This is a genomic window from Roseovarius sp. A-2 (assembly GCF_002072155.1).
In the GTDB taxonomy this organism is placed as follows: domain Bacteria; phylum Pseudomonadota; class Alphaproteobacteria; order Rhodobacterales; family Rhodobacteraceae; genus Roseovarius.
The window spans coordinates 38,129-59,916 of record NZ_BDIY01000017.1 but is presented as its reverse complement, the minus strand read 5'-3'; the positions used below and the strand labels follow the sequence as shown (position 1 = coordinate 59,916).

General features: G+C 63.9%; 21 protein-coding genes. 15 read left to right on the top strand and 6 right to left on the bottom strand.

What is annotated here, in order from left to right; translation table 11 throughout:
* Positions 1–17 precede the first annotated feature (17 nt).
* On the bottom strand, positions 18–536 hold the full coding sequence (locus tag BHD06_RS16410; protein ID WP_080458060.1) for a tetratricopeptide repeat protein: 519 nt from the start codon (positions 534–536) through the stop codon (positions 18–20).
* A gap of 281 nt (positions 537–817) precedes the next feature.
* Between BHD06_RS16410 and gspD the strand changes: the two genes are divergently transcribed.
* From gspD to BHD06_RS16395, 3 genes are read left to right on the top strand one after another with little or no spacing between them, the layout of a single operon-like run.
* Positions 818–2,731, top strand: coding sequence for a type II secretion system secretin GspD (gene gspD, locus BHD06_RS16405; RefSeq protein WP_254892446.1), 1,914 nt, complete (start codon positions 818–820; stop codon positions 2,729–2,731).
* A gap of 1 nt (position 2,732) precedes the next feature.
* Positions 2,733–4,187, top strand: coding sequence for a GspE/PulE family protein (locus BHD06_RS16400; protein ID WP_080458058.1), 1,455 nt, complete (start codon positions 2,733–2,735; stop codon positions 4,185–4,187).
* Positions 4,184–5,395 (top strand): type II secretion system F family protein, encoded by a 1,212-nt coding sequence (locus BHD06_RS16395; protein ID WP_080458057.1) that lies wholly within the window; start codon positions 4,184–4,186, stop codon positions 5,393–5,395. The genes BHD06_RS16400 and BHD06_RS16395 overlap by 4 nt, the downstream gene beginning before the upstream one ends.
* Here BHD06_RS16395 and BHD06_RS16390 read toward each other — a convergent pair.
* The 3 genes from BHD06_RS16390 to BHD06_RS16380 form a co-directional block, all read right to left on the bottom strand.
* A complete protein-coding gene (locus tag BHD06_RS16390; RefSeq protein ID WP_080458056.1) occupies positions 5,392–6,786 on the bottom strand; it encodes a short-chain fatty acyl-CoA regulator family protein in 1,395 nt (464 codons plus the stop codon). The genes BHD06_RS16395 and BHD06_RS16390 overlap by 4 nt on opposite strands.
* A 174-nt stretch (positions 6,787–6,960) precedes the next feature.
* Entirely contained in the window at positions 6,961–7,347 is a 387-nt protein-coding gene (locus tag BHD06_RS16385) for a hypothetical protein (RefSeq protein ID WP_080458055.1), read from the bottom strand.
* Between the two features lie 4 nt (positions 7,348–7,351).
* Positions 7,352–8,404 (bottom strand): alkane 1-monooxygenase, encoded by a 1,053-nt coding sequence (locus BHD06_RS16380; RefSeq protein ID WP_080458054.1) that lies wholly within the window; start codon positions 8,402–8,404, stop codon positions 7,352–7,354.
* A gap of 196 nt (positions 8,405–8,600) precedes the next feature.
* On the opposite strand from BHD06_RS16380, the gene BHD06_RS16375 reads away from it, so the two are divergent.
* On the top strand, positions 8,601–10,286 hold the full coding sequence (locus tag BHD06_RS16375) for an NAD(P)H-dependent oxidoreductase subunit E (protein WP_080458094.1): 1,686 nt from the start codon (positions 8,601–8,603) through the stop codon (positions 10,284–10,286).
* 69 nt (positions 10,287–10,355) lie between these two features.
* Positions 10,356–11,561, top strand: coding sequence for a signal recognition particle-docking protein FtsY (gene ftsY / locus BHD06_RS16370; protein ID WP_080458053.1), 1,206 nt, complete (start codon positions 10,356–10,358; stop codon positions 11,559–11,561).
* A gap of 37 nt (positions 11,562–11,598) precedes the next feature.
* Here ftsY and BHD06_RS16365 read toward each other — a convergent pair whose 3' ends face one another.
* Positions 11,599–12,081: an MgtC/SapB family protein gene (locus BHD06_RS16365; RefSeq protein WP_254892445.1), complete on the bottom strand. Its 483-nt coding sequence runs from the start codon at positions 12,079–12,081 to the stop codon at positions 11,599–11,601.
* A 66-nt stretch (positions 12,082–12,147) separates the two neighbouring features.
* Here BHD06_RS16365 and BHD06_RS16360 point away from each other — a divergent pair, with 66 nt between their 5' ends.
* Positions 12,148–13,050: an EamA family transporter gene (locus BHD06_RS16360; protein ID WP_080458052.1), complete on the top strand. Its 903-nt coding sequence runs from the start codon at positions 12,148–12,150 to the stop codon at positions 13,048–13,050.
* 41 nt (positions 13,051–13,091) lie between these two features.
* On the top strand, positions 13,092–13,700 hold the full coding sequence (locus tag BHD06_RS16355) for an inner membrane-spanning protein YciB (RefSeq protein ID WP_080458051.1): 609 nt from the start codon (positions 13,092–13,094) through the stop codon (positions 13,698–13,700).
* Positions 13,701–13,804: 104 nt separating this feature from the next.
* Here the strand turns inward: BHD06_RS16355 and BHD06_RS16350 are convergent, their stop codons facing one another.
* Positions 13,805–14,836 (bottom strand): LacI family DNA-binding transcriptional regulator, encoded by a 1,032-nt coding sequence (locus BHD06_RS16350; RefSeq protein WP_080458050.1) that lies wholly within the window; start codon positions 14,834–14,836, stop codon positions 13,805–13,807.
* Between the two features lie 148 nt (positions 14,837–14,984).
* On the opposite strand from BHD06_RS16350, the gene BHD06_RS16345 reads away from it, so the two are divergent.
* From BHD06_RS16345 to BHD06_RS16310, 8 genes are all read left to right on the top strand, one after another.
* Positions 14,985–15,170 (top strand): hypothetical protein, encoded by a 186-nt coding sequence (locus BHD06_RS16345; RefSeq protein WP_080458049.1) that lies wholly within the window; start codon positions 14,985–14,987, stop codon positions 15,168–15,170.
* Positions 15,171–15,194: 24 nt separating this feature from the next.
* Positions 15,195–16,343 carry a TRAP transporter substrate-binding protein gene (locus tag BHD06_RS16340; RefSeq protein ID WP_139784766.1) on the top strand — a complete coding sequence of 383 codons (1,149 nt, stop codon included), beginning with the start codon at positions 15,195–15,197 and terminating at the stop codon, positions 16,341–16,343.
* Positions 16,344–16,453: 110 nt separating this feature from the next.
* Positions 16,454–16,966, top strand: a complete 513-nt coding sequence (locus tag BHD06_RS16335) for a TRAP transporter small permease (protein ID WP_080458047.1) — start codon at positions 16,454–16,456, stop codon at positions 16,964–16,966.
* 9 nt (positions 16,967–16,975) lie between these two features.
* Positions 16,976–18,304 (top strand): TRAP transporter large permease, encoded by a 1,329-nt coding sequence (locus BHD06_RS16330; RefSeq protein ID WP_080458046.1) that lies wholly within the window; start codon positions 16,976–16,978, stop codon positions 18,302–18,304.
* An 11-nt stretch (positions 18,305–18,315) separates the two neighbouring features.
* Positions 18,316–19,623: a histidinol dehydrogenase gene (gene hisD / locus BHD06_RS16325; protein WP_080458045.1), complete on the top strand. Its 1,308-nt coding sequence runs from the start codon at positions 18,316–18,318 to the stop codon at positions 19,621–19,623.
* Positions 19,616–20,371, top strand: a complete 756-nt coding sequence (locus BHD06_RS16320; RefSeq protein ID WP_080458044.1) for an SDR family NAD(P)-dependent oxidoreductase — start codon at positions 19,616–19,618, stop codon at positions 20,369–20,371. The genes hisD and BHD06_RS16320 overlap by 8 nt, the downstream gene beginning before the upstream one ends.
* Entirely contained in the window at positions 20,368–21,348 is a 981-nt protein-coding gene (locus BHD06_RS16315) for a zinc-binding dehydrogenase (protein WP_080458043.1), read from the top strand. The genes BHD06_RS16320 and BHD06_RS16315 overlap by 4 nt, the downstream gene beginning before the upstream one ends.
* A gap of 31 nt (positions 21,349–21,379) precedes the next feature.
* On the top strand, positions 21,380–21,784 hold the full coding sequence (locus BHD06_RS16310; protein WP_080458042.1) for a universal stress protein: 405 nt from the start codon (positions 21,380–21,382) through the stop codon (positions 21,782–21,784).
* Positions 21,785–21,788 lie beyond the last annotated feature (4 nt).

Here is a 21,788-nt window from a genome sequence, read left to right as displayed (position 1 = left end):
GCGCTGATGGCGCGCTTTTAACCTCCCAATTGTGCGATTTCGCGACGAATGTCGCTGCGGCGGCTAGCCATTGCGCCGAGCGGATCCATCGCGGCGTCGAGGGCGAGCATGTTTTGCAGGGCGGTATCGGCGGCGCGCAGTTTTTCCACGGTGCCGCGGCCTGCCGTTCCCATGCGCATCTCCGCGAGGGCGCTTTCATGCAGCGCCGTGCCGCGCACCGCGAGGGCTGCGGCGCGGTCTGAGCCGGTGAGGTCCGAGGCAAGCGTGGCCGCGACCTGCGCCGCTTCGTCATACCGCCCGTCGCGCAAGAGCGCATGCGCGTATTCCAACCGCAGACGCGGTTCGAGCGGGCCGGCATTGGGCAGGAGTGCGCCATAGCTTCGGATCGCGCTGTCGTAATTTCCCGCTTCCAGCGCCTTGCGCGCGTTACTGTATTTGCGCTGGAATTCCGCACCCTCACTGACCACACCGGGCTCGCAGGCCGCGAGAGGGATCGAAAATACCGCTGCGATCAATAGCTTGCCTGTGAAGTGCATTCTCGAAACCTGTCCCGCGTTTTTTTCACGTTTCTATCACGCCGCTGTGACGGCGGGCCATGAAAAAACTGCGGGCTCGACAAAAATTACATCTATGAGGCATTCCTGCGTCGCGTGCGGTTTACCGTAGCACGGCGGCTTCAAATCGGTTAACATTGTCGCGAGCAGAAATTTGGCACGGCGGTATCGTCGTCACCACGGGCAATCCATGTCACTCAACGATAGTATTGAATCGTAACATGAAATTCTGTCGAGCATTTGTGCTTCTACTCGGGCTGTGGATGGCCGGTACACTGCCAGCGCAGGCGCAGGTCTCGCTTGATCTGAGGGATGCAAGCCTGCGGGATTTCGTGCAGATCGTCGCGCAATCGACCGGTCGTAATTTCATTCTCGACGACCGGGTGCAAGGCAGTGTCACAGTGGTCGCGCCGAACGAGGTCTCGCCCTCGGCGATCTACGAGATTTTCCTGAACGTACTCGAACTCAACCGTCTGACCATTATCGAGGGCGACACGACCGACCGGATCGTGCCCATCGACGTGGCGCGCGAGCTGGCACCCGGAGAGGATCGCGCGCAGCTCGGTGGTGCCTTCGAGACCCGGGTGATCGTGGTGCGCAATAGCCCGGTGGACGAGATTGCAGAGGTTATCCGTCCGCTTCTGCCCGGCGAGGCTGTGATGTCGGTGGTGCCAGAATCGGGCCTGATGATCCTGTCCGACCGGCGCGAGAATTTCCAGCGCATCGTGCAGCTTGTCGACCGGCTCGATACGCCGAGCCGCAATTCGATCGAGACGATTCCGCTGCGCAGTGGCAAGGCGTCGGAAATGCTGGGTGTTATCAATGCCTTGTCGATCACGCCGCAAGGCTCGAGCCTGTCAGCCGATCCGCGCTCCAATGCGCTTATCGTATCGGGGACACCGGAATTCCGTGATCGCGTGCGCAATGTCGTGGCCGAGTTGGACAAGCCGCAGCGCAGCGTCTCGACCGAGGTGGTGCGCCTCAACTATTCCGATGCCGAGGATCTCGCCGACGTGATTCGCCAGAGCTTTGGCGGGCAGGCGGCGTCGGGTGGCGGCGCTGACGGTGCGGTGGCCGCCAGCACCAGCAACGGCATAACCGTTGTGGCCGAGAAACAGCAAAATGCCCTGATCATCACCGCCCCCGCAGACCGGATCCGCTCGATCGTCGCGGCGGTTCAGGGACTCGATGTTCGACCCGATCAGGTTCTGATTGAGGCGGTGATTTTCGAGCTCTCGGTCGAAAGTTTTTCCGATCTGTCGGTGCAATTCGGCGGTGTTATCGAGGATGCCACCGTGGGGGGGGTTGAGTTTGCCCTTCAGGGGCGGCCGACGCTGACCAGCCTTGTGACCACCGTGCTCAGCGGGGGCGAGCCGACGGGCGGTGGCACCGGCGGCAGCATCGCGGCCTTCGACCGCAGCGGCATCGGCGGCTTTCTGGCGGCCCTTGCCTCCGAGACCTCGACCAAGCTGCTGTCGACACCGTCTATCCTGACGCTGAACAACCGAGAGGCCGAGATCATTGTCGCGCAGAACGTGCCCTTCGTCACCGGCAGCTTTTCGACCGTGGGCGACAGCGCCATTCCCGAACAGCCGTTCCAGACTATCCAGCGGCAGGATGTGGGGCTGACGCTGACCGTCACGCCGCAGATCACCCGCGACAGGACTGTGCGGCTGGAACTGCGGCAGGAAGTGTCGAACCTGACCAATTCTGCCTCTGCCGCCGGAAGCGAGATCACCGCAAAGCGCGAATTGTCGACCAATGTGCTGGTGCGTGATGGCAATGTGATCATGCTGGGTGGATTGCTCGAAAACGGCTCTGGGTCGGTCAATCAGCGGGTGCCGGGGCTGAGCGAACTGCCGCTTCTGGGGCGTCTCTTCAAGGGACGTTCGGTGTCGCAGACGCAGCGGATTCTGCTGGTCATGCTACGCCCGCGCATCCTGTCGACCGATGACGAGGCACGCGCGCTGAGCCGCAGGCTTGCGCGGGAGGCCAAGCGTGCGAGCGAACATATCGCGCCCGCCGATGATGGCACCTATCCGCGCGTGCCGGATTCGAGCTTTCCCTTTGACGGGGCCAATCTCGATCAGCCGTTCGATGCGGATTTCATCGACAAGGCGGCGCGCGAGCGGCGGTTTCCGCCCCTGCCGTCGCGGTTGAGTTTCTCGGATCGCTGACATGGCCATGCCGCTATTGCCTTTCACGATGGCCCGCGATGCGCAGGTGCTGGTCGAGGGCGGGAGGTTGCTGGCAGGGCCGAATGCCACCGCGCTCGGCCTGCGCGAGGCGCGGCGGCGCGCGGGCGGTCCGCTTGCGCTGGAGCGGGTCGAGAGCGAGGCGTTCGAGGCGCAACTGGCCGCACTCTATCAGGATGGCAGCGGCACCGAGAGCGACGACGACGGCTTTACCTTCGACCTTGAAGAAGGATCGGGCGGCGGGCGCGGTCCGCGCGACCTGCTGGAGGATGGCGAAGAGGCCCCGGTCATTCAACTGGTGAACCAGCTTTTGCGCCGGGCGGTACGGGCCGCGGCCTCGGATCTGCATGTGGAGCCGCATGAGAACGGGCTGCGCGCCCGGATGCGCGTTGATGGCATGCTGCAATCGGTGCTCGACCGCAAGGATCTGCCGGTGCGCCGGGTCGTGTCGCGGCTCAAGGTCATGGCGGGGCTCGATATTTCCGAAACCCGCTTGCCGCAGGACGGCCATATAGCGCTGCGCCTCGGTGGTCGGGCCATCGACGTGCGCGTCTCGACCCTGCCGGGCAATTACGGTGAGCGGGTGGTGATGCGGGTGCTCGACCGCTCGGCGGGTCTGATGCCGCTCGAACAGCTTGGCCTGCGTGCCGATCAGGAGGCGGTGCTGCAACGCATGGCGGAACGGCCCAACGGCATCATCCTTGCCACCGGGCCGACCGGCTCGGGCAAGACGACGACGCTCTATTCGCTGTTGCAGCTGGCCAATGACGAGATCCGCAATATCCTGACCACCGAGGACCCGATCGAGTATGACCTGCCCGGCATCAGTCAGAGCCAGATAAACGCCGAGATCGGAATGACCTTTGCCGCCGGCTTGCGCGCAGCTTTGCGGCAAGACCCCGATATTATCCTCGTGGGCGAGATCCGCGACCACGAGACGGCGAGCGTGGCGGCACAGGCGTCGCTGACCGGGCATCTGGTGTTCTCGTCCCTGCACGCCAACGGGTCGGTGGGCGCGGTGGTGCGCCTGCGCGACCTTGGGCTTGACGATTTCCTCATCGCCTCGACCCTGCGCGGGGTGATCGCGCAGCGGCTCTTGCGCAAGCTTTGCACGTCCTGCCGCGCGCCGGTGGCGCCCGATGCGGATGCAATACGGCATTTCCAGATGGCCGGGCTCGATGTGCCCGCGCAGCATTACGAGGCGCGCGGCTGTGATCTGTGCAACGGCACTGGCTATGCGGGTCGGGTGGGCGTGTTCGAGATCCTCGACGTGTCCGAGGAGTTGCGCGCCGCGATTGATGCGGGGTCCTCCGAGACCGAGATGAAGCGCGTCGCCGTGGCCCCCGATCAGACGCTCTTTGGCCAGTCGCTCTATCAGGTGGCGGCGGGTAAGACGAGCCTTGCCGAGGCGCTGCGCGTGGTGGGCGACGCGCTGTGAGGGCGTTCAGCTACACCGCCTTTACCGCCGACGGGGCCAGGAAACGCGGTACGCTTGTGGCCGAGAGCGAAACGCAGGCCGCCGATATCCTGCGGGGGGAGGGCCTTTTTGCCGAGGATATCACCGCCAAGCGGCAGGGCGGGGGGATCACGCTGACGCGTTCGCGGCGTACGAGGCTCAATGCCGATATGCGCGCAGTCTTTACCCGGCAGATGGCGGTGCTCTTGTCGTCGGATCTGTCTGCCGAGATGGCGCTGGAGACAATTCGCTCCTCGGGCACATCGCCGGTGATCGAGGCCGCGGCGGCCGAGGCCAAGGCGGCGCTGATGGACGGGCAGCCGCTGTCGACCTCGCTTGATATGGCGAATGCGGGCTTTCCACGGTTTTTCATCGCGGCGGTGCGCGCGGGCGAGACCTCGGGCGATGTGGCGGCGGTCTTCGAGGGGCTGGCGGAATACCTCGAAAACGTCGGCACGGACCGCGCGCAACTGGCCACCGCGTTGATTTACCCTGCTTTCGTGGCGGCCGTCTCGCTTCTGGTCTGCGGCATCCTGATGGTCAATGTCGCCCCCGAAATTGCCGCGATGTTCGCGGTGACTGGGCGGCCCCTGCCGCCGCTCACGCAATTCGTCATGGGGGTGAGCGATTGGATACAGACGCATTGGATCGCGCTTGGCATCGGTGTGGCGGGCAGTGTTTTCGGCCTGATTACCGCGCTGCGCATCCCCTCGGTGCGCGACCGCTGGCATGGCATGGCGCTGCGCCTGCCGGTGATCGGGCGGCTCTTGCGGCTGTCGGCGGCGGCGCAGTATCTGCGCACGCTGGCGCTGGTGATCTCCAGCCGTCAGGCGGTGGTGGATGCCGTCACGTCGGCGAGCGACGTGCTGGTGATCCGCCGGTTCCGCGACGAGGCGCTTGATCTGGCCGAGGCCGTGCGCTCTGGCGAGAGCCTGAGCCAGGGGCTGGTGCGGATGAGCCTTATTCCCCCCGTCTGCCGTCAACTTGTTGATGCCGGTGAAAAATCTGCGCGATTGGGCCGGATGACGGAACGTGCAGCGGTGCTGGTCGAGACATGGCTCACCAATGAACGCAAGCGCGTCTCGGCGCTGATCGACCCGCTCCTGATGATGGTGGTGGGCGGACTTGTGCTGGTGATCGTGCTGGCGATCCTGCTGCCGATCTTTGATCTGCAATCCGCCGTCGGTTAACCGACGCGGTAGGGCAGCACCCCGCGCTCGTCCGGTGTGACCTGTAGCCGCCGTTCCAAGGGCGGCACCGAGCGTTGGTGACATTCAGTGCGCTCGCAGATGCGGCAGGAAATCCCGATAGGCTCAAACGCGCGGGCATTGGTCACATCGAGATCGTCGGCATAGACCAGATCGCCCGCATGCTTGACCTCGCACCCGAGCGCGATGGCAAAGCGGCGCACTGGTGCGCCGAAACTGCCGCCCGGTTTGCTGACATCGCAGGCGAGGCTGATATAGCGCACCCCGTCCGGTGTTTCGGCCAGTTGCCGCAGGAAACGGCCCGGGGTTTCAAACGCACGATGCACGTTCCAGAGCGGGCAGGCCCCGCCGAAGCGCGCGAATTGCAGGCGCGTGGCGGAATGGCGCTTGGTGATCGTACCCGCCTGATCGACCCGCACAAAGAAGAACGGTATGCCCTTGGCCCCGGGGCGCTGTAGCGTCGAGAGCCGGTGACAGATCTGTTCGACCGACGCGCCAAACCGCATGGCGAGGATTTCCAGATCGTGCCGCACCTCTTGTGCTGCCGTCAGAAACCGACCGTAGGGCATGAGCGCCGCCCCCGCGAAGTAATTGGCGAGGCCGATCTTGGCGATGGACCGCGCGCCCTCGGACTGGAAGCGCGCGAAATCGAGCGTCGCCTCCAGCAGTTGATCCTGCGTCAGAAGTGCGAGTTGCAGAAGTAGCTGAAAGCGCCGGGTCTCGGGGGCGGCGCGGGTCGAAAGCGTCAGCAGCCCGGTGGTCCGGTCGTAATGGCGCAGGGTGGGGGTATCCGCCTCGGTCACGGTGACGCCGATTTCTCTCAGGCGGCGCAGGGCCAATGTATCGATCTCGGCGCGCGCGCCACCTTCCGCAAAGCGTTCGGCGGCACGGTCGACCGCGTCGATATAGTTGTCGCAATAGTGGAAAAAGTCGCGCACCTCGTCCCAGGCGCTGGTTTGGCCGCGTGCATCCTCGCGGCCCAATGCCTCGTCAAGCGAAGCCAGCCGTTCATGCGTCTGGCGATAGGCGCTGTGTAGTTCGAGAAAGGCGCGCGCTAGGGCCGGGGCATTCGAGGCGGTGAGCCGCAGATCGGCTAGGGGAGGGGGATCGCCAAAGACCGGATCGGCCAGCGCCTCGCGCATGTCGCTGACCAGCCGTTCGGCATCGCCGGTACTGAGTTCTGTGACGTCAAAGCCGAATTCCTGCGCGAGGGCCAGAACCACGGTGGTGGAGACCGGGCGGTTGTTGTTCTCCATCTGGTTGAGATAGGGAAGGGACACGCCCAGTTTGGACGCGAAATCCTTTTGCGTGAGGCCGAGCCGCTGCCGCGTCTCGCGCAGCTTGGCCCCGGCATAGAGTTTCTGTGTTGCCATGAATGCCCCGGTTTTTGCAGATTTGCGATGCTGCAGAGTAGGTTTGCAAAGCGATTTGGGCAAGCAAAAGGCGCGTCGGGTCAGGGCGATGTGGTTTTATCTAAAATGTTCGATTGGGATAAGAAAATGGCGAATACGATGATAAAATTCAATATTTTTATCTAAAAATCTATACTAAGCGCCAATCCTGGGCCCCAGACACAGCAGCGGTTCGCTGGATTTCTCGACCTCGTAAAGCTCCGACATGGCGGTGTCACCGGCAAAGCGGGCGATCAATCCGTTGCCGGTGCGCTCAAAGCTCCAGCATTGCGGATCAGGCCGGTTCTCGTAGACAAAACAGATCAGCTCGTCCTGTTCGTACCAATATCCCTCCTGGCACTCGCCATCTAGGAACGACCAGCGCACGCGACGGCCGTCGAGATATTCCTCACCGCCATAGGCCTGCCCGCCCGCGCCGTAATGGAAGGTATGGCCGCGCGTGTAGGCATCAAATTCCGCGGCGCGCATCTGCGCATGGGCCGGGGTGCCGAGGGCGGCGATGACAAGGATCAGGGCTCGCATGGCGTCAGCTTGCCAGATCGCGCGGCGCCTCGCCAGAGGGAACCTGCCCGCGCCAGCGCGCCGCGCGCGGGTCCATGATCCGCCGCCAGAGCGGCGGCACCAGCGCAATTACCGCCATCACCGGAAGGGAGTGCGGCAGTACCGGCATTTGACCGGGGTCCAGTTGCAGCGCGGGATAGGGGCGCTGCGGGGTGACGTGGTGATCGGAATGGCGCGGCGCATTCAGCGTCATAGCCGAGGAATACCAATGCGGCGCGTTCCACGAATGCTGCGGACCGACCGGTTCCTTGCGGCCGTTCGGCCCCACAGTGCGGCGCAGCCCGTAGTGCTGCACGTAATCCGACAGCAGGATCTGGATCTGGGCATAGCCTGCGATGAAGCAAAGCGCGGCCAGCCCGCGCCAGCCGAAGAGCGCGCCGCTGACCAGCAGGAGCGCCGCCGCGCCGCCGAGATAGAGCGCGTAAGGGTGACGCCAGGCTGCGCGCGTGCCATGGCGTCGTGTCTCGGCCCGCAGCCCGGCGCGAAAGGCTGAGGGCCAGGCCCGTGCCATGTAGCAGTAAAACCCTTGGCCCGGACGGGCACTGCACGGGTCCTCGGCGCTTGCCACATGGGGGTGGTGAACATGCAGATGCGCGCTCGCGTGGTGGCCGAAGAGCAGCGAGGTATAGATGAGCCGCCCAAGCCGCCGCTTGCCCCGCCCGGCGCGGTGGATCAACTCATGCGCGACCGGATGCGCGATCTGTCCGCTCACGAGGCCTACGGCGATGGCAAGCAAGGCCCTCTCCGTGAGGTTACGCCCGCTGTCACCCGCGACGCCCCAGAGCGCGAGGGCCAGCACCCAAAAATGCACCAGTCCAAGCGCGACCAGCAACCAGTCGGCCGCCGGAAACTCTGCCTCAGGGTCGGGATTGGGGCGTTGCAGGGCGATCAATCGGTCGAACGCGAAGACCAGCACGGTCACATAGCCGACGGCCAGCCAGCCCCACGGACCGCCCTGAAATGCGGCGAGTGCGATGAGAAGCATCGGCAGGGTGGTGGCAATGGCAAAAAGAGACATACGCTTGGCCCGCTTGTCATGCTGGGGTCTTAGGTCAATATGAACGCGATATTTGCGGCGCGCAAAAGGCAAAACCGGCGGGATTTCGTGATATTCTTGGCCCGGAACGCATCTGACAGGGCAAATGTCGTTTTTGATCCCGCAGAGCAGGAAGGGGGGCGGTATCCATCGTCTTGGCAAAAGTGAGGATGAGGACATGGCACTGGATGAGCGCAAAGGCGTTTGGAAATCAGGCAAGGGCAAGGGGCGGCGCACGCCCAAGGGCCGCCAGCTCGAGGATCAGGCATGGGAGGAGGTGCGCGCGCTGTTGGGCGACGGGCCACGGCGGCGGGATCTGCTGATCGAGTACCTGCATCTCATTCAGGATGAATACGGCCATCTCTCGGCCGCGCATCTGCGCGCATTGGCCGAGGAATTGCGCGTCGCGCAGGCCGAGGTCTACGAGGTCGCGACCTTCTACGCGCATTTCGACGTGGTCAAGGAAGGCGAGACGCCGCCGCCTGCGCTGACCATCCGGGTCTGCGATTCGCTCAGCTGTGAGCTGGCCGGGGCACAGGCGCTCAAGGAGGCGCTGGAGGACGGCATGGACCCGGCGCAAGTGCGCGTGCTGCGCGCGCCCTGCATGGGCCGCTGCGATACCGCGCCAGTGCTGGAACTCGGTCACAACCACATTGATCACGCCACGCTGGAAAAGGTGCAGGCGGCGATTGCGGCGGCGGATACCCACGCACACATCCCGGAATATCAAGACTTTGCGGCCTATACCTCTTCTGGTGGCTACAGCAAACTCGCCGAACTGCGCACGAATGGCGATTTCGAGACGGTGCAGCAGATCCTGCTCGATTCGGGGCTGCGCGGTCTTGGCGGGGCGGGCTTTCCGTCGGGCAAGAAATGGGGCTTTGTGCGCACCGAGAAGGGCCCGCGCTATCTGGCCGTGAACGGTGACGAGGGCGAGCCGGGCACCTTCAAGGATCGCTACTATCTGGAGCGTGAACCGCATGTCTTTCTCGAAGGTATGCTGATCGCCGCATGGGCGGTGGAGGCCGAGCGTTGCTTTATCTACATGCGCGACGAGTACCCCGCCGTTCTGGAGATTTTGCGGCGTGAGATCAAAACCTTGGAAGACGAAGCTATTGTCGCAGAGGGTTATATCGAACTGCGCCGCGGCGCGGGGGCCTATATCTGCGGCGAGGAATCGGCGATGATCGAATCGATCGAGGGCAAGCGCGGGTTGCCGCGTCACCGGCCACCTTTCGTCGCACAGGTCGGGATCTACAACCGCCCCACGCTCGTCAACAACGTGGAAACTCTCTATTGGGTGACGCGGGTGCTGCGCGAGGGTGGCGAGATCCTCTCCGGCGTGGAAAAGAACGGGCGCAAGGGGCTGCGCTCCTACTCGGTTTCGGGGCGGGTGAAAAACCCCGGCGTGCATTTGCTGCCAGCAGGGTCCACCATCACCGATATCATCGAGGCGGCCGGTGGCATGCTCGATGGGCATACGCTGAAGGCTTACCAGCCGGGCGGGCCGTCCTCGGGTCTGCTGCCTGCGTCGATGGATGACGTGCCGCTGGATTTCGACACGTTGCAGCCGCACGGCACCTTTATCGGCTCAGCCGCTGTTGTTGTGCTGTCGGACCATGATCGCGCGCGCGATGCCGCGCTCAACATGCTGCGGTTCTTCGAGGATGAAAGCTGCGGGCAGTGCACGCCCTGCCGGGTCGGCTGTGAAAAGGCGGTCAAGCTGATGCAGGCCGACACCTGGGATCAGCCGCTTCTGGCAGAGTTGTGCACGGCGATGGCCGATGCCTCGATCTGTGGTCTCGGTCAGGCCGCGCCGAACCCGATTCGCCTGACGATGAAGCACTTCGCCGACGAAATCTGAGGCCGACGCAGTCTTCCATATCCCGCCGATCCGCATTAGGTCAGGGGTGACACGCGGATCGGAGGGCGCATGGCGTTTTTCTCGAAACTCAAGGAACGGCTGTTCAAGTCCTCGTCCAAGCTGGACGAGGGGCTGGAGGCCATTGTTGAAGATGGCGGCGAGCCGGAGACCCCGCCCCGCCCCGAGCCAGAGCCGGAGACCCCAACGCCGCCCCGGCCCGAGCCTGAGCCGCCCGTCATACCGTCGCAGCCGAATGAGACCCCGCCGCCGACCCCGGTAGAGCAGCCGATCGAGCGACCCCAGGAGGTACCGCAGCCCCCCCCCGAGGCCATCGCCACCCCCGCGCCGATGGAAATCCCCGATGATCTGCCTGCCGCTGCCCCGCGCGCGGGCTTTCTCGGTCGGCTTCTGGGGCGCGGCGAAGAGCGGGTCATCACCCGCCGCGCGCTGGACGATGACATGCTCGAAAGCCTCGAGGAACTGCTGATCACCGCCGATATGGGCGTTGAGACCGCGATGCGCGTGACCGCCAATATGGCCGAGGGGCGGATGGGAAAGCGGCTGTCTGCTCGGGAAATCAAGGAGTCGTTGGCGCACGAGATCACCCGGATCATGGAGCCGGTGGCGCGCCCGATGCCGATCTATGCCAAGCGCCCTCAGGTGGTGCTGGTGGTGGGCGTCAACGGATCGGGCAAGACCACGACCATCGGCAAGCTGGCCAGCCAGTTCAAGGCCGCCGGAAAATCCGTGGTGATCGCGGCGGGCGATACATTCCGTGCCGCCGCCGTCGAACAGTTGCAGATCTGGGGCGAGCGCGCCGGCGTGCCGGTGCTGACCGCGCCCGAGGGATCGGACCCCGCCAGCCTTGCCTATGACGCCATGACAAAGGCCGAAGCCGATGGCGCGGACCTTTTGATGATCGACACGGCGGGCCGCTTGCAGAACCGCGCCGACCTGATGGAAGAGCTGTCCAAGATCGTGCGCGTGATCCGTAAGAAGGACCCCGACGCGCCGCATAACACCCTGCTGGTGCTCGATGCCACGACCGGTCAGAATGCGCTCAGTCAAGTGGAGATCTTCCAGAAGCTCGCCGATGTCTCGGGCCTTGTGATGACCAAGCTCGACGGCACCGCACGGGGCGGTGTGCTGGTGGCGCTTGCCGACAAGTTCGGACTGCCCATCCATGCCATCGGGGTGGGCGAGCAGATCGACGATCTCGCCCCCTTTGATCCCGAGGAATTCGCCGCAGCGCTCACGGGACTTGATGTGCAATGATATTCAGATCGGTCACGTCACCGCGACGTGTGCCCCGTTATTTTCGCTCCACCAGGCGCAGCGCATACAGCACCACGAGCACGATCACGGTTGCCATGGCCGCAAGCGGCATCTGCCCCGAGCCGCAGGCCAGCCCGATTGCGCCGGCCAGCCACATGGATGCGCCGGTGGTGATGTTGTGGACCTCGCCTCCCGAGGAAAAGATGATACCGGCGGCCAGAAAGGCGACGCCCGCGGTCACCGCCTCGATCAGCCGCAGGGGATCGACCCGCAACGCATCCTCGGGCCCGAAGGGCAGGGCGGCGAGTTGCTGGCTGACCAGGATGAAAAGACAGGCCGCCATCGACACCAGCATATGCGTGCGCAGGCCCGCCGGTTTCCGCTTGCTTTCACGCTCGGCCCCGATCACGGCCCCGAGGGCGAGCGCCGCGACCAGACGGGTGGCGGCAACGAGTGGCGGCACGGCGCTGAATGTGCCTGACAGCTCGTTGGTGATAGTCTCGATCACATGTTGGTCCATGCCGCCTTTCCTTCGTGCTGCCTGCCACCCTAGCACGACCTGTCGCGATGATGCGAGGCAGGTCGCATGAGCGACTGGCTGATCTCGCTCGAGGGCACCGAGGCGGGCCGTAACCTTGCCATGGTGCTGGCGCTGGCTGCGGCCTTCCTGCATGCGGTGTTTGGCGCGTTGCAGAAGGGGCGGCATGATCCGTGGCTGAGCCGAGGGGCGATCGACCTCAGTTATTGCATCATGGCCGCGCCCTTCGCGCTCTTCGTCGCGCCCTGGCCCGAGGCGCATATGTGGCCGATCTTTGCAGGCGCGGTACTGATTCACATCGGCTACAAGATCCTGCAGGCGATGGCCTACACCAAGGGTGCCTACACGGTCGTCTATCCGGTGGTGCGCGGCACCGGGCCGCTCTTCACCGTGATCGGGGCGTGGTTCATCTTCGGCGAGCTTTTCACGCCGGTGCAATGGACGGGCATTGCGGTGCTGCTCTGTGGCATTTACGGGCTTGCGGTCTATAACCTGCGCACGCTGACGCTCGACCGCGAGACCATGCCGCTGGCGCTTGGCCTTGCCGTGGCGACGGGGCTGTTCGTGGCGCTCTATACGACCTATGACGCGTACGGCATCCGTGCGGCGGCCGATCCCTTTACCTTTCTCGCGTGGTTTTTCTTCCTCGATGGGATGAGCATCCTGCCGATTGCCGGGCTGCGGTGGCGAAACATGGTGGCGAGACCCGCGATTGGCCCGCTGGCGCTGCGCGGTGTCTCTGGCGGGCTGGTGGCGTTCTTTTCCTTCGGGTCGATCATGCTGGCCACGCGGCTCGACAAGGTGGGCGAGGCGGCGGTGCTGCGCGAGACCTCGACCGTCTTTGCCGCGCTGATTGGCTGGTTGGTGCTCAAGGAAACCGTGGGGCCGCGGAGGATCGCGCTCATGGGGTTGATTGCCACCGGGGCGGTCATAGTTGAATTCGGCGGATGAACGCGCGACAAGCGGGTAAAACAACAGGCAAGGCGAGTGCGATGATCGAGAAAACCCCACCCAAATGGGCCAAGCCGGTTCTGGAGTTCGGACCCCTGCTGGTGTTCTTCGCCGCCTATTTGTGGCTCAAGGACCGTGTGTTCACGATCGGTGGTATCGACTATGACGGGTTCATCGTCGTCACCGCCGGGTTCATCCCGATCTTTCTGATGTCGATGGCGCTGTTGTGGAAACTGACGGGCCATCTGTCGCGGATGCAGATCGTCACCGCCGTGCTGATCGTCGTCTTCGGCGGGCTCAGCGTGTGGTTCAACGATCCGCGCTTTTTCAAGATGAAGCCGACGATGATCTACCTGCTGTTCGGCGGGGTTCTGGGTGTCGGTCTCATGCGCGGGCAATCCTGGTTGCAGGTGGTGATGGAAGGGGTGATGCCGCTGACCGATCGGGGCTGGATGATCCTGACGCGGCGGTTGATGCTGTTCTTCTTCGGTCTGGCCGTTTTAAACGAGGCGATCTGGCGCACGCAAACCGAGGAAATCTGGGTCTATTTCAAGACGTTTGGCTTGACGGCGGCGATCTTTGTATTCTTCATGACGCAAAGCCGCCTGTTCCGCGATCATGGGACCGAAGAGGATGACAAGGGCGCGTGAGAGAGTGGCCTCGATCTGCCATTGACGCCTGCTGCCAATGCGCGACTTATTTCCGAAACGGCACGGGGTTGCAGCAAGTGACGTGCAGATGCCTCTGTAAGGTCCTATTCCGGTGGCCCCCCGAGCGACTCGCGCCATGTCACATGTGCTTGCAACTCTTCGGAGGTGACCGGCGCATCCGTTTCGATCATCCGGGTCAAGAGCCGCGCCGCCGCCGCCCCCATGGCGCGGTGCGGTACATGGACCGTCGTCAGGGCGGGATCGACCACCGAGGCAATGTCGATATCGTCAAAGCCGGTGATTGATACCTCCCCCGGCACCGACAGCCCGAGCGCGCGGGCACGTTTGACCGCGCCGACGGCAAGCACATCGTTGCCGCACATCACCACCGTGGGGCGCGGGTGGGTCTGCATCAGCGCCTCGAAGGCATCGCCGCCGGTCTCTATGCCGTAGTCGGTCTCGATCACCGGCAACCTCGCGACCGATAGCCCGCGCGCTGTCATGGCGTCGCGGATGCCCCCGACCCGGGCGCGGGCGCGGTCATTGTCGGCCAGCGGTGCCGTGATCACCGCGATTTCACGATGACCCAGATCTAGAGTTTTCTCGGCAAGCACCCGCATCGCGCCACGATTATCGAAGCCGACCGAGACAGCCGACTGCGCCGGATCATAGGCCCATGTGACCAGCACCGGCAGGCCGCGCTGGTACAGGAATTCGGTCACCTGAGGTGCCCGGTCATGGCCGATCAGCATGATCCCGTCCGCTCCGCGCGCCACCAGCGAGCGGATCTGTTCTGCCTCGACCTCCTGTCGGTAGGACGAGGAGGCGACAAGCAACTGATAGCCAAGCGTGCGCAACTCTTCCTGAAAGGCCTGAAGCCCGCGTGCGAAAATCGCGTTCTCCATCGTCGGGATGACCGAACCGATGGTGCGCGTGCGCCGCGACGCCATGGCGCGCGCGCCGAAATTAGGCGCGTAGCCGAGCCTGCTCACGGCCTCCATCACGCGCAGGCGGGTGAGTTCGGAGACCTTGTCGGGCGTGTTGAGACAGCGTGAGACCGTTGCGGTCGAGACCTGTGCTGCGCGCGCGACATCCTCGAGCGTCGGGGCAGGGTGGGGATCGGTTATCGGGGTCATCTTCGGATTTTCCAAATCCCTCATGCGCGATTTATGAACGAGCAGCCTTTAGCCTCGGATCACGGGAAACCAAATGAAAGCGCTTGCAATATTCTAATGCAAGCGCTTACATCGAAGCAAGAACCGATTCCGTCCGGGAGGAACATCCATGGCGCTCGTGCTTGCGATCCTGAGTTTTGCCGCTTTTACAGCGAATGTCGCGCTTGGCGCGTCGGGTGTGGCCGTGCCGCTGAGTGATGTCGGAGAGATGCTGGTTCTGGTCGCCGCGTCGACGTTTTTCGTCGTGGCGATCCTGAAGAAAGAAGCCGACAGACGGAACAAGTCAGACGGCTGATCGTCGAAATGGGAGGAGATGATCTTGGATACTGAACGCAAGGAACTCGACTCGGCCGCGCGCCGGAATTTCCTGAAACTCGCAAGCACCGGCAGCTTTACCGCAGCCCTCGTGGCGGGTGCGGGGGGCATGCTGTGGTCGAGTGAGGCCGTGGCACAGACCGCCAAGGAGGAAAGCGATCGCGAACGCGCCGCTGATCACATCATGACGCTGGCGACGGAATATGTGATCGGCACGTCGCGCGCCTATCCGATGATGCAGCTTGATGTGAAGGAAAACCTTCAGAACGCTTCGAACGGCAAGATCTATGTCAAGCTGGCCCCCGGCGGGCAGCTGGGCGTCGGATCGGCGCTCGCGCAGAAGGTTCAGGGCGCCACGGTCAATGCCGGTCAGTTCTCGTTGTCGAATTTCGCGCCCTTCGCGCCGACGGTGGACCTAATCAACATGCCGTATTTCTGTGGTGCCAATCAACGCTTCGTGAACCTCGTGACCTCGGATATCTGGAAGAAAGAGGTCAATGCGCTGGTCGAGGCGCGTGGCTTCAAGCCGATGTTCTATTTCTGCATCGACCCGCGCGTGATGGCAGTGCGCAAGGGTGGCGGTGGCGCGATCATGACGCCCGGCGACCTTCAGGGCATCAAGTTCCGCGTGCCCGGTTCCAAGATGCTGCAGCAGTTTTACCGCATGGGCGGGGCCAACCCCACACCGGTGGCCTGGGGCGAAACCCCTTCGGCGATCAAACAGGGTGTGGCCGATGCGCTCGACCCGGCGGTGGGCGCGCTCTATGCCTTCGGGTTCAAGGACATTCTCAGCCATGTGACCTTTACCCAGGCGGTGCCCGACAGCCAGACCTATGCCTGCAATCTGGAATGGTTCAACGGTCTGCCCGGCGACGTGCAGGAGGCGATCGAATGGGCCTCGGAGATGAGTTTCCAGCAGAACCTTGCCAAGGTGCCCTCGGCGCGGACCTATGCCATGGCCGAAATGCGCAAGTCGGGCGTGGAGTTCCATTCGCTGAGCGACGACCAACTGGCCGAGTGGCAGGACACGGTGGGCTATCAGCGCTCCGAATGGGACGGCTACAAGACCGAGCTTGCAGGCTCGATGGAGGTGTTCGACAAGTTGGTCGAGGCTGCCGGTACGCAGAGCCGCTACTACGTTCACGACGCCTGAGCCCTGCGGGGGGCGCGGTTGCGCGCCCCATCAGCCCAATGCCCGTGCCCCTGCGCGGCGGTCTTGCCGCGCGGGTGGGCCCCGACTGACCACGCCCGAGGAGAACGCCCATGTCCATCCTGCGCCGCCTTGACCGCGACGCCGAACGCTGGCTGCTTCTGGTCTTTTACGTGATGCTGGTTGTCACCATGGCGGTCGAGGTGATCCGGCGTGAAGTCTTTTCCTACTCCTCGGTCTGGGGCGAAGAGATCGTGCGCTATTCCTTCATCTACCTCGCCTGGATCGGGGCCGCTGCGGCGGTCAAGGAACGCGCGCATATCCGGATCGATGTGGTGATGCATTACCTTGGGCCACGGCCTAAGGCGCTGCTTTATATCTTCGGCGATCTGGTAATGGTCGCGGTTGCGATGGTGGCGCTTTACTGGTCGTGGGAGGCAGTGCTGGTTTCGGCCAAGTTCGGCTCGGTCAGCGCTGGGCTGCGGGTTTCGATGGTGTGGTTCATCATGGCGGTGCCCGTCGGCTTTGCCCTCATGCTCTTTCGTCTCGTGCAATCGCTGCTGCGGGATTTCAGATCGCTCCGGGACGGCACGCCCGTCTTCGAGGGCGACAAACTCTTTGATTGAGGGCGCGCGATGCTTTGGGGTGCGATGGAACAAACCGTGGAGCTGGGGTGGGATTTTTACCTTCCGGTGATACTATTCGTCGGTTTGATCGCGCTCGCTGTACCGGTCTGGGCCGCCATCGGATCGGCGGCGATCATCATGCTGGTGATGTCGGGCGATCTACCGCTCAGCCTTGTGGGCGAGAGCCTGTTCACCGGCATCGACGCCTTTGCGCTCACGGCCGTGCCGCTGTTCATCCTGACCGGCGATGTGCTGGTGCGCACGGGGTTGAGCCGCAAGTTCCTCGACGTGGCCGAGGCGCTGACCTGCTTTGCCAAGGGGGGCTTCGGCTCGGCCACGGTGCTGGTCTGCGGGATGTTTGCGGCGATTTCGGGGTCGGACGCTGCGGGGGCGGCGGCGGTCGGGCGGATGACCATCGACCGGCTGGTGGAATCTGGCTATCCGCGCCCCTACGCCTGCGCGCTGGTGGCGGCAGGCGCTTGCACCGGCATCCTCATCCCGCCCTCGATCGCGTATATCATCATTGGCCTCGTGCTGGGGATTTCGGCCTCGACCCTCTTCATGGCAGCACTCATTCCCGGGCTTGCGATCCTTCTGTCGATCCTTGTGAGCAATATCATCGTCAACCGGATCTACGATTACGAGGGTGGCGGCATGCTGTCCTTTGGCGAATGGCTGAGCAATCTGGGGCGCGCGCTCAGCTCAGGCTGGTATGCGTTCATCGTGCCTGGGATCATCTTTTACGGCATCTTTTCCGGGCGGCTCACGCCGACCGAGGCGGGGGCGACGGCGGTCGTGGTGACGATCCTCATGGGGTTCATACTGCGCACGCTGAGCCTTGCGGATTTCCCCGCGATGCTGGTGAGTTCGGCCAAGGTCAACGGGGTGATTCTGCCGATCATCGCCTTTTCGGCCCCGTTGGCCGAGGCGCTGGCGATCATGGGCGTGCCGCAGGGGTTTGTCACCGCCGTCACCGGCCTGACCGATGAGCCGTGGCTGCTGATCCTAATGATGATCGGCATCCTGATCGCGGCAGGCTGCGTGATGGAAACCACGCCCAATATCGTGATTCTGGCACCGATCCTGAAACCGCTGGCCGACAATATCGGCATGAACGAAATCCAGTTCTGCATCATGATGATCACGGCGCTTGGCGTGGGCTTCATCACGCCGCCTCTGGGGCTTAACCTTTTCGTCGTCTCGGGCATCACCGGCGAGTCGATCCTGCGGATTGCGTGGCGCGCGGTGCCCTTCGTTCTGGGCATGTTTGTGGTGGTCTTGCTGATTGCCTATGTGCCCGCCGTCTCAACCACGCTTTTGCCTGACATCTACAAATAGGACCTGTTTACATGGCTCTGGAATATCTCAAGAAAGCTAGCCTCACCTCCGCCTCCAATGCGGGCGACGTGCATGATACGGTCATCGCCATCCTCAACGATATCGAGGCGGGGGGCGACAATGCGGCGCTGGAATATGCTGCGAAGTTCGACAAATACGAGGGCAACGTCCTGATGACGCAAGCCGAGATCGAGGGGGCCTGCGCCCTTGTCCCTGAAAAGCTCAAGGCCGATATCCGTTTTGCCCATGACAATGTGCGCCGCTTTGCCGAGATGCAGAAATCGACCGTTGCCAATGTCGAGCACGAGGTGGTGCCGGGCATGATCGCGGGGCAAAAGGCGATCCCGGTGGACGCGGCGGGATGCTATGTGCCGGGTGGACGCTATAGCCATATCGCGAGCGCGATCATGACTGTGACCACCGCCAAGGTCGCGGGTTGCCGCCATATCACCGCCTGTTCACCGCCGCGCCCGGATGTGGGCGTGAACCCGGCGATTGTCTATGCCGCGCATATCTGCGGGGCGGATCAGATCCTTGCCATGGGCGGCGTGCAGGGCGTGGCGGCGATGACCTTTGGCCTCTTCGGGCTGCCGCGTGCCAATATCCTCGTGGGGCCTGGAAATCAGTTCGTCGCCGAGGCCAAGCGCATTCTTTTTGGCCGGGTGGGCATCGACATGATCGCCGGGCCGACTGACAGCCTTATCCTCGCCGACAGCAGTGCCGATCCGCATATCGTGGCGACGGATTTGGTGAGCCAGGCCGAACATGGTTACAACTCTCCCGTCTGGCTGGTGACCGATGATCGCGCGCTGGCAGAGGACGTGATGGCCCGAGTTCCCGGATTGATCGCCGATCTGCCGGAGCTGAATGCCGAGAACGCTGCCGCCGCGTGGCGTGATTATGCCGAGGTGATCCTCTGTGCCGACCGCGAGGAGATGGCGGCCACTTCCGATGCCTATGCGCCCGAACACCTGACGGTGCAGGCCGGGGATCTTGATTGGTGGCTGGATCGGCTGACCTGCTATGGCTCGCTGTTTCTGGGCGAGGAAACGACGGTGGCCTATGGTGACAAGGCGGCTGGCACCAACCATGTGCTGCCCACTTCTGGTGCGGCGCGCTATACCGGCGGGCTGAGCGTGCATAAATACATGAAGATCGTCACATGGCAGCGGGCCACGCGCGAGGGGGCGAAATCCATCGCCGAGGCGACGGCCCGCATCTCGCGCCTTGAAGGGATGGAGGGGCATGCCCGCGCCGCCGATGTTCGGTTGGCCAAGTATTTCCCCGATGAAACCTTTGATCTGACCGCCAATGGCTGACGACATCTTCAGTGTGAAGGGCAGGGTTGCCTGTGTCACCGGGGCGAGTTCCGGTCTGGGGCGGCATGCGGCGCTGGTACTGGCGCGTGCGGGTGCGCACGTCGTGGGTGTGGCCCGGCGCGAGGACGCCTTGCGAGATTGGGCGGCAGAGGCCGGCGTTCATGCGGCCTATGTCGCGGCGGACGTGGCAGACCGCGACGCGTTGCCCGAGACCGTGGCCGCGATCCGCGCGCCGTTCGGTGCGCCGCAGATCGTGGTGCATGCGGCGGGAGTGAACACGCGGCAGGCCGCCGATGAGGTCACGCCCGAGGGCTGGGACGCGACGCTTGCCCTCAACCTCACTGCGCCGTTTTTCCTGACGCAGGCGCTGGTGCCCGGCATGCGCGCGGATGGCTGGGGGCGGGTGGTCAATTTCGCCTCTCTTCAGACCACGCGTGCCTTTCCCGGTGGCATCGCCTACGGGGCGAGCAAGGCAGGGATCGCGCAGCTGACCCGGGCCATGGCCGAGGCCTGGTCGCGCGACGGCATTACCGCCAACGCCATCGGGCCGGGATTTTTCCCCACTGAATTGACGCAGGCGATCTTTGGCGACGCGGAGCGTGCGGCAAGGAACGCGGCGCAGACCTGTATCGGGCGCAATGGTGATCTGTCTGATATGGACGGGCCGCTGCTGTTTCTATGTTCCGAGGCGTCGCGTTATGTCACCGGGCAGGTTCTGATGGTCGATGGGGGGTTTACTGCGAAATGAAGGCACTGATCTATGAAGGCCCCGAAACCCTTGTGATGCGCGATGTGCCGGATGCTGGAGCGCGCGCGGGTGAGGAGCTGATCCGGGTGTCTGCGGTGGGCATTTGCGGCTCGGACATGCATGCCTATCTGGGCCATGACGCACGCCGCCCCGCGCCGCTTATCCTGGGGCATGAGGCGGCAGGCGTGATTGTGGGCGGGCCGCGCGCGGGGGAACGGGTGACGATCAACCCGTTGGTGACTTGCTCGGTCTGCGATGCCTGCCGCGCGGGACGCGAGAACCTGTGCGCGGCGCGGCAGATCATCTCGATGCCACCGCGCGAGGGGGCTTTTGCCGAATACGTCGCGATGCCCGCGCGGAACCTTGTGTCAGTGCCGCCCGATGTGGCGCTGGCAAAGGCCGCGCTGGCCGAGCCGCTGGCCGTGAGCTGGCACGCGGTACGGCTGGCCATTGCGGCGCGTGGGCCGGGCGTGCCAGAGGCCGCATTGGTGATCGGTGGTGGGGCCATCGGGCTGGCGGCGGCGCTGGCGCTGGTGGCGCAGGGCGTGGTTGATGTCACCCTATCCGAGCCGAACCCGGCGCGCCGGGCGTATCTGGCCGAGTGCTGCGCGCTGCATGTGGTGGAAGAGGCAGCAGGGCAGTTCGGTCTGGTGATCGACGCCGTGGGCTATGCCGCGACCCGGGCCGTAGCCTCGGCCTGTGCCGCGCCGGGCGGGGTGATCGCGCATGTGGGATTGGGTGAGGATTCGGGCGGGCTCGATATCCGGCAGATGACCTTGCAGGAAATCACCTTCATCGGCACCTATACCTATACCGCGCAGGATTTCTGTGACACAGCACAGGCGATCTATGACGGGCGGCTTGGCCCCCTCGACTGGACCGAGACGCGAGGGCTGTCGGACGGGGCCACGGCCTTTGCCGATCTGCGAGCGGGCCGAGTTGCCGCGCCCAAGATCATTCTTGATCCCGCCGGGTAGCGCGCGGGGCATCTGAAAAGGAGTCGACATCATGTATAAACGCATTCTCGTGCCGATGGCCCTCGACCACGGGCTTTCGCCGGAAACCCTCGAGATTGCCCGCGCACTTTTGCACGATGGTGGAGAGATCATCGCGCTGCATGTCTACGAGACACCGAGCGGCGCGGTCGGGGCTTATCTTGACGAAGAGATGGTGCGCGCCGGGTTCGAGATGGCGCGTACGCGCATGGCCGAAAAACTGGCGGAGCATCCGGAGGTCAAACCGGTGCTCAAGAAGGGCCACAGCTATCGCACGATCGTGGATTATTCCACCGAGATAAAGGCCGACTGCATCGTCATCGGTTCGCACAAGCCGGGGCTTCGGGATTATTTCCTTGGCTCGACCGCCGCGCGGGTCGTGCGGCATGCGCCCTGCGCGGTGCATGTGACGCGCTGATCCC

Bases quoted from the DNA above. Each gene is read 5' to 3' on its own strand.
- BHD06_RS16410 (WP_080458060.1), bottom strand. From the start codon at position 536: ATGCACTTCACAGGCAAGCTATTGATCGCAGCGGTATTTTCGATCCCT.
- gspD (WP_254892446.1), top strand. From the start codon at position 818: ATGGCCGGTACACTGCCAGCGCAGGCGCAGGTCTCGCTTGATCTGAGG.
- BHD06_RS16400 (WP_080458058.1), top strand. From the start codon at position 2,733: ATGGCCATGCCGCTATTGCCTTTCACGATGGCCCGCGATGCGCAGGTG.
- BHD06_RS16390 (WP_080458056.1), bottom strand. From the start codon at position 6,786: ATGGCAACACAGAAACTCTATGCCGGGGCCAAGCTGCGCGAGACGCGG.
- BHD06_RS16385 (WP_080458055.1), bottom strand. From the start codon at position 7,347: ATGCGAGCCCTGATCCTTGTCATCGCCGCCCTCGGCACCCCGGCCCAT.
- BHD06_RS16380 (WP_080458054.1), bottom strand. From the start codon at position 8,404: ATGTCTCTTTTTGCCATTGCCACCACCCTGCCGATGCTTCTCATCGCA.
- BHD06_RS16375 (WP_080458094.1), top strand. From the start codon at position 8,601: ATGGCACTGGATGAGCGCAAAGGCGTTTGGAAATCAGGCAAGGGCAAG.
- ftsY (WP_080458053.1), top strand. From the start codon at position 10,356: ATGGCGTTTTTCTCGAAACTCAAGGAACGGCTGTTCAAGTCCTCGTCC.
- BHD06_RS16365 (WP_254892445.1), bottom strand. From the start codon at position 12,081: ATGGACCAACATGTGATCGAGACTATCACCAACGAGCTGTCAGGCACA.
- BHD06_RS16360 (WP_080458052.1), top strand. From the start codon at position 12,148: ATGAGCGACTGGCTGATCTCGCTCGAGGGCACCGAGGCGGGCCGTAAC.
- BHD06_RS16355 (WP_080458051.1), top strand. From the start codon at position 13,092: ATGATCGAGAAAACCCCACCCAAATGGGCCAAGCCGGTTCTGGAGTTC.
- BHD06_RS16350 (WP_080458050.1), bottom strand. From the start codon at position 14,836: ATGACCCCGATAACCGATCCCCACCCTGCCCCGACGCTCGAGGATGTC.
- BHD06_RS16345 (WP_080458049.1), top strand. From the start codon at position 14,985: ATGGCGCTCGTGCTTGCGATCCTGAGTTTTGCCGCTTTTACAGCGAAT.
- BHD06_RS16335 (WP_080458047.1), top strand. From the start codon at position 16,454: ATGTCCATCCTGCGCCGCCTTGACCGCGACGCCGAACGCTGGCTGCTT.
- BHD06_RS16330 (WP_080458046.1), top strand. From the start codon at position 16,976: ATGCTTTGGGGTGCGATGGAACAAACCGTGGAGCTGGGGTGGGATTTT.
- hisD (WP_080458045.1), top strand. From the start codon at position 18,316: ATGGCTCTGGAATATCTCAAGAAAGCTAGCCTCACCTCCGCCTCCAAT.
- BHD06_RS16320 (WP_080458044.1), top strand. From the start codon at position 19,616: ATGGCTGACGACATCTTCAGTGTGAAGGGCAGGGTTGCCTGTGTCACC.
- BHD06_RS16315 (WP_080458043.1), top strand. From the start codon at position 20,368: ATGAAGGCACTGATCTATGAAGGCCCCGAAACCCTTGTGATGCGCGAT.
- BHD06_RS16310 (WP_080458042.1), top strand. From the start codon at position 21,380: ATGTATAAACGCATTCTCGTGCCGATGGCCCTCGACCACGGGCTTTCG.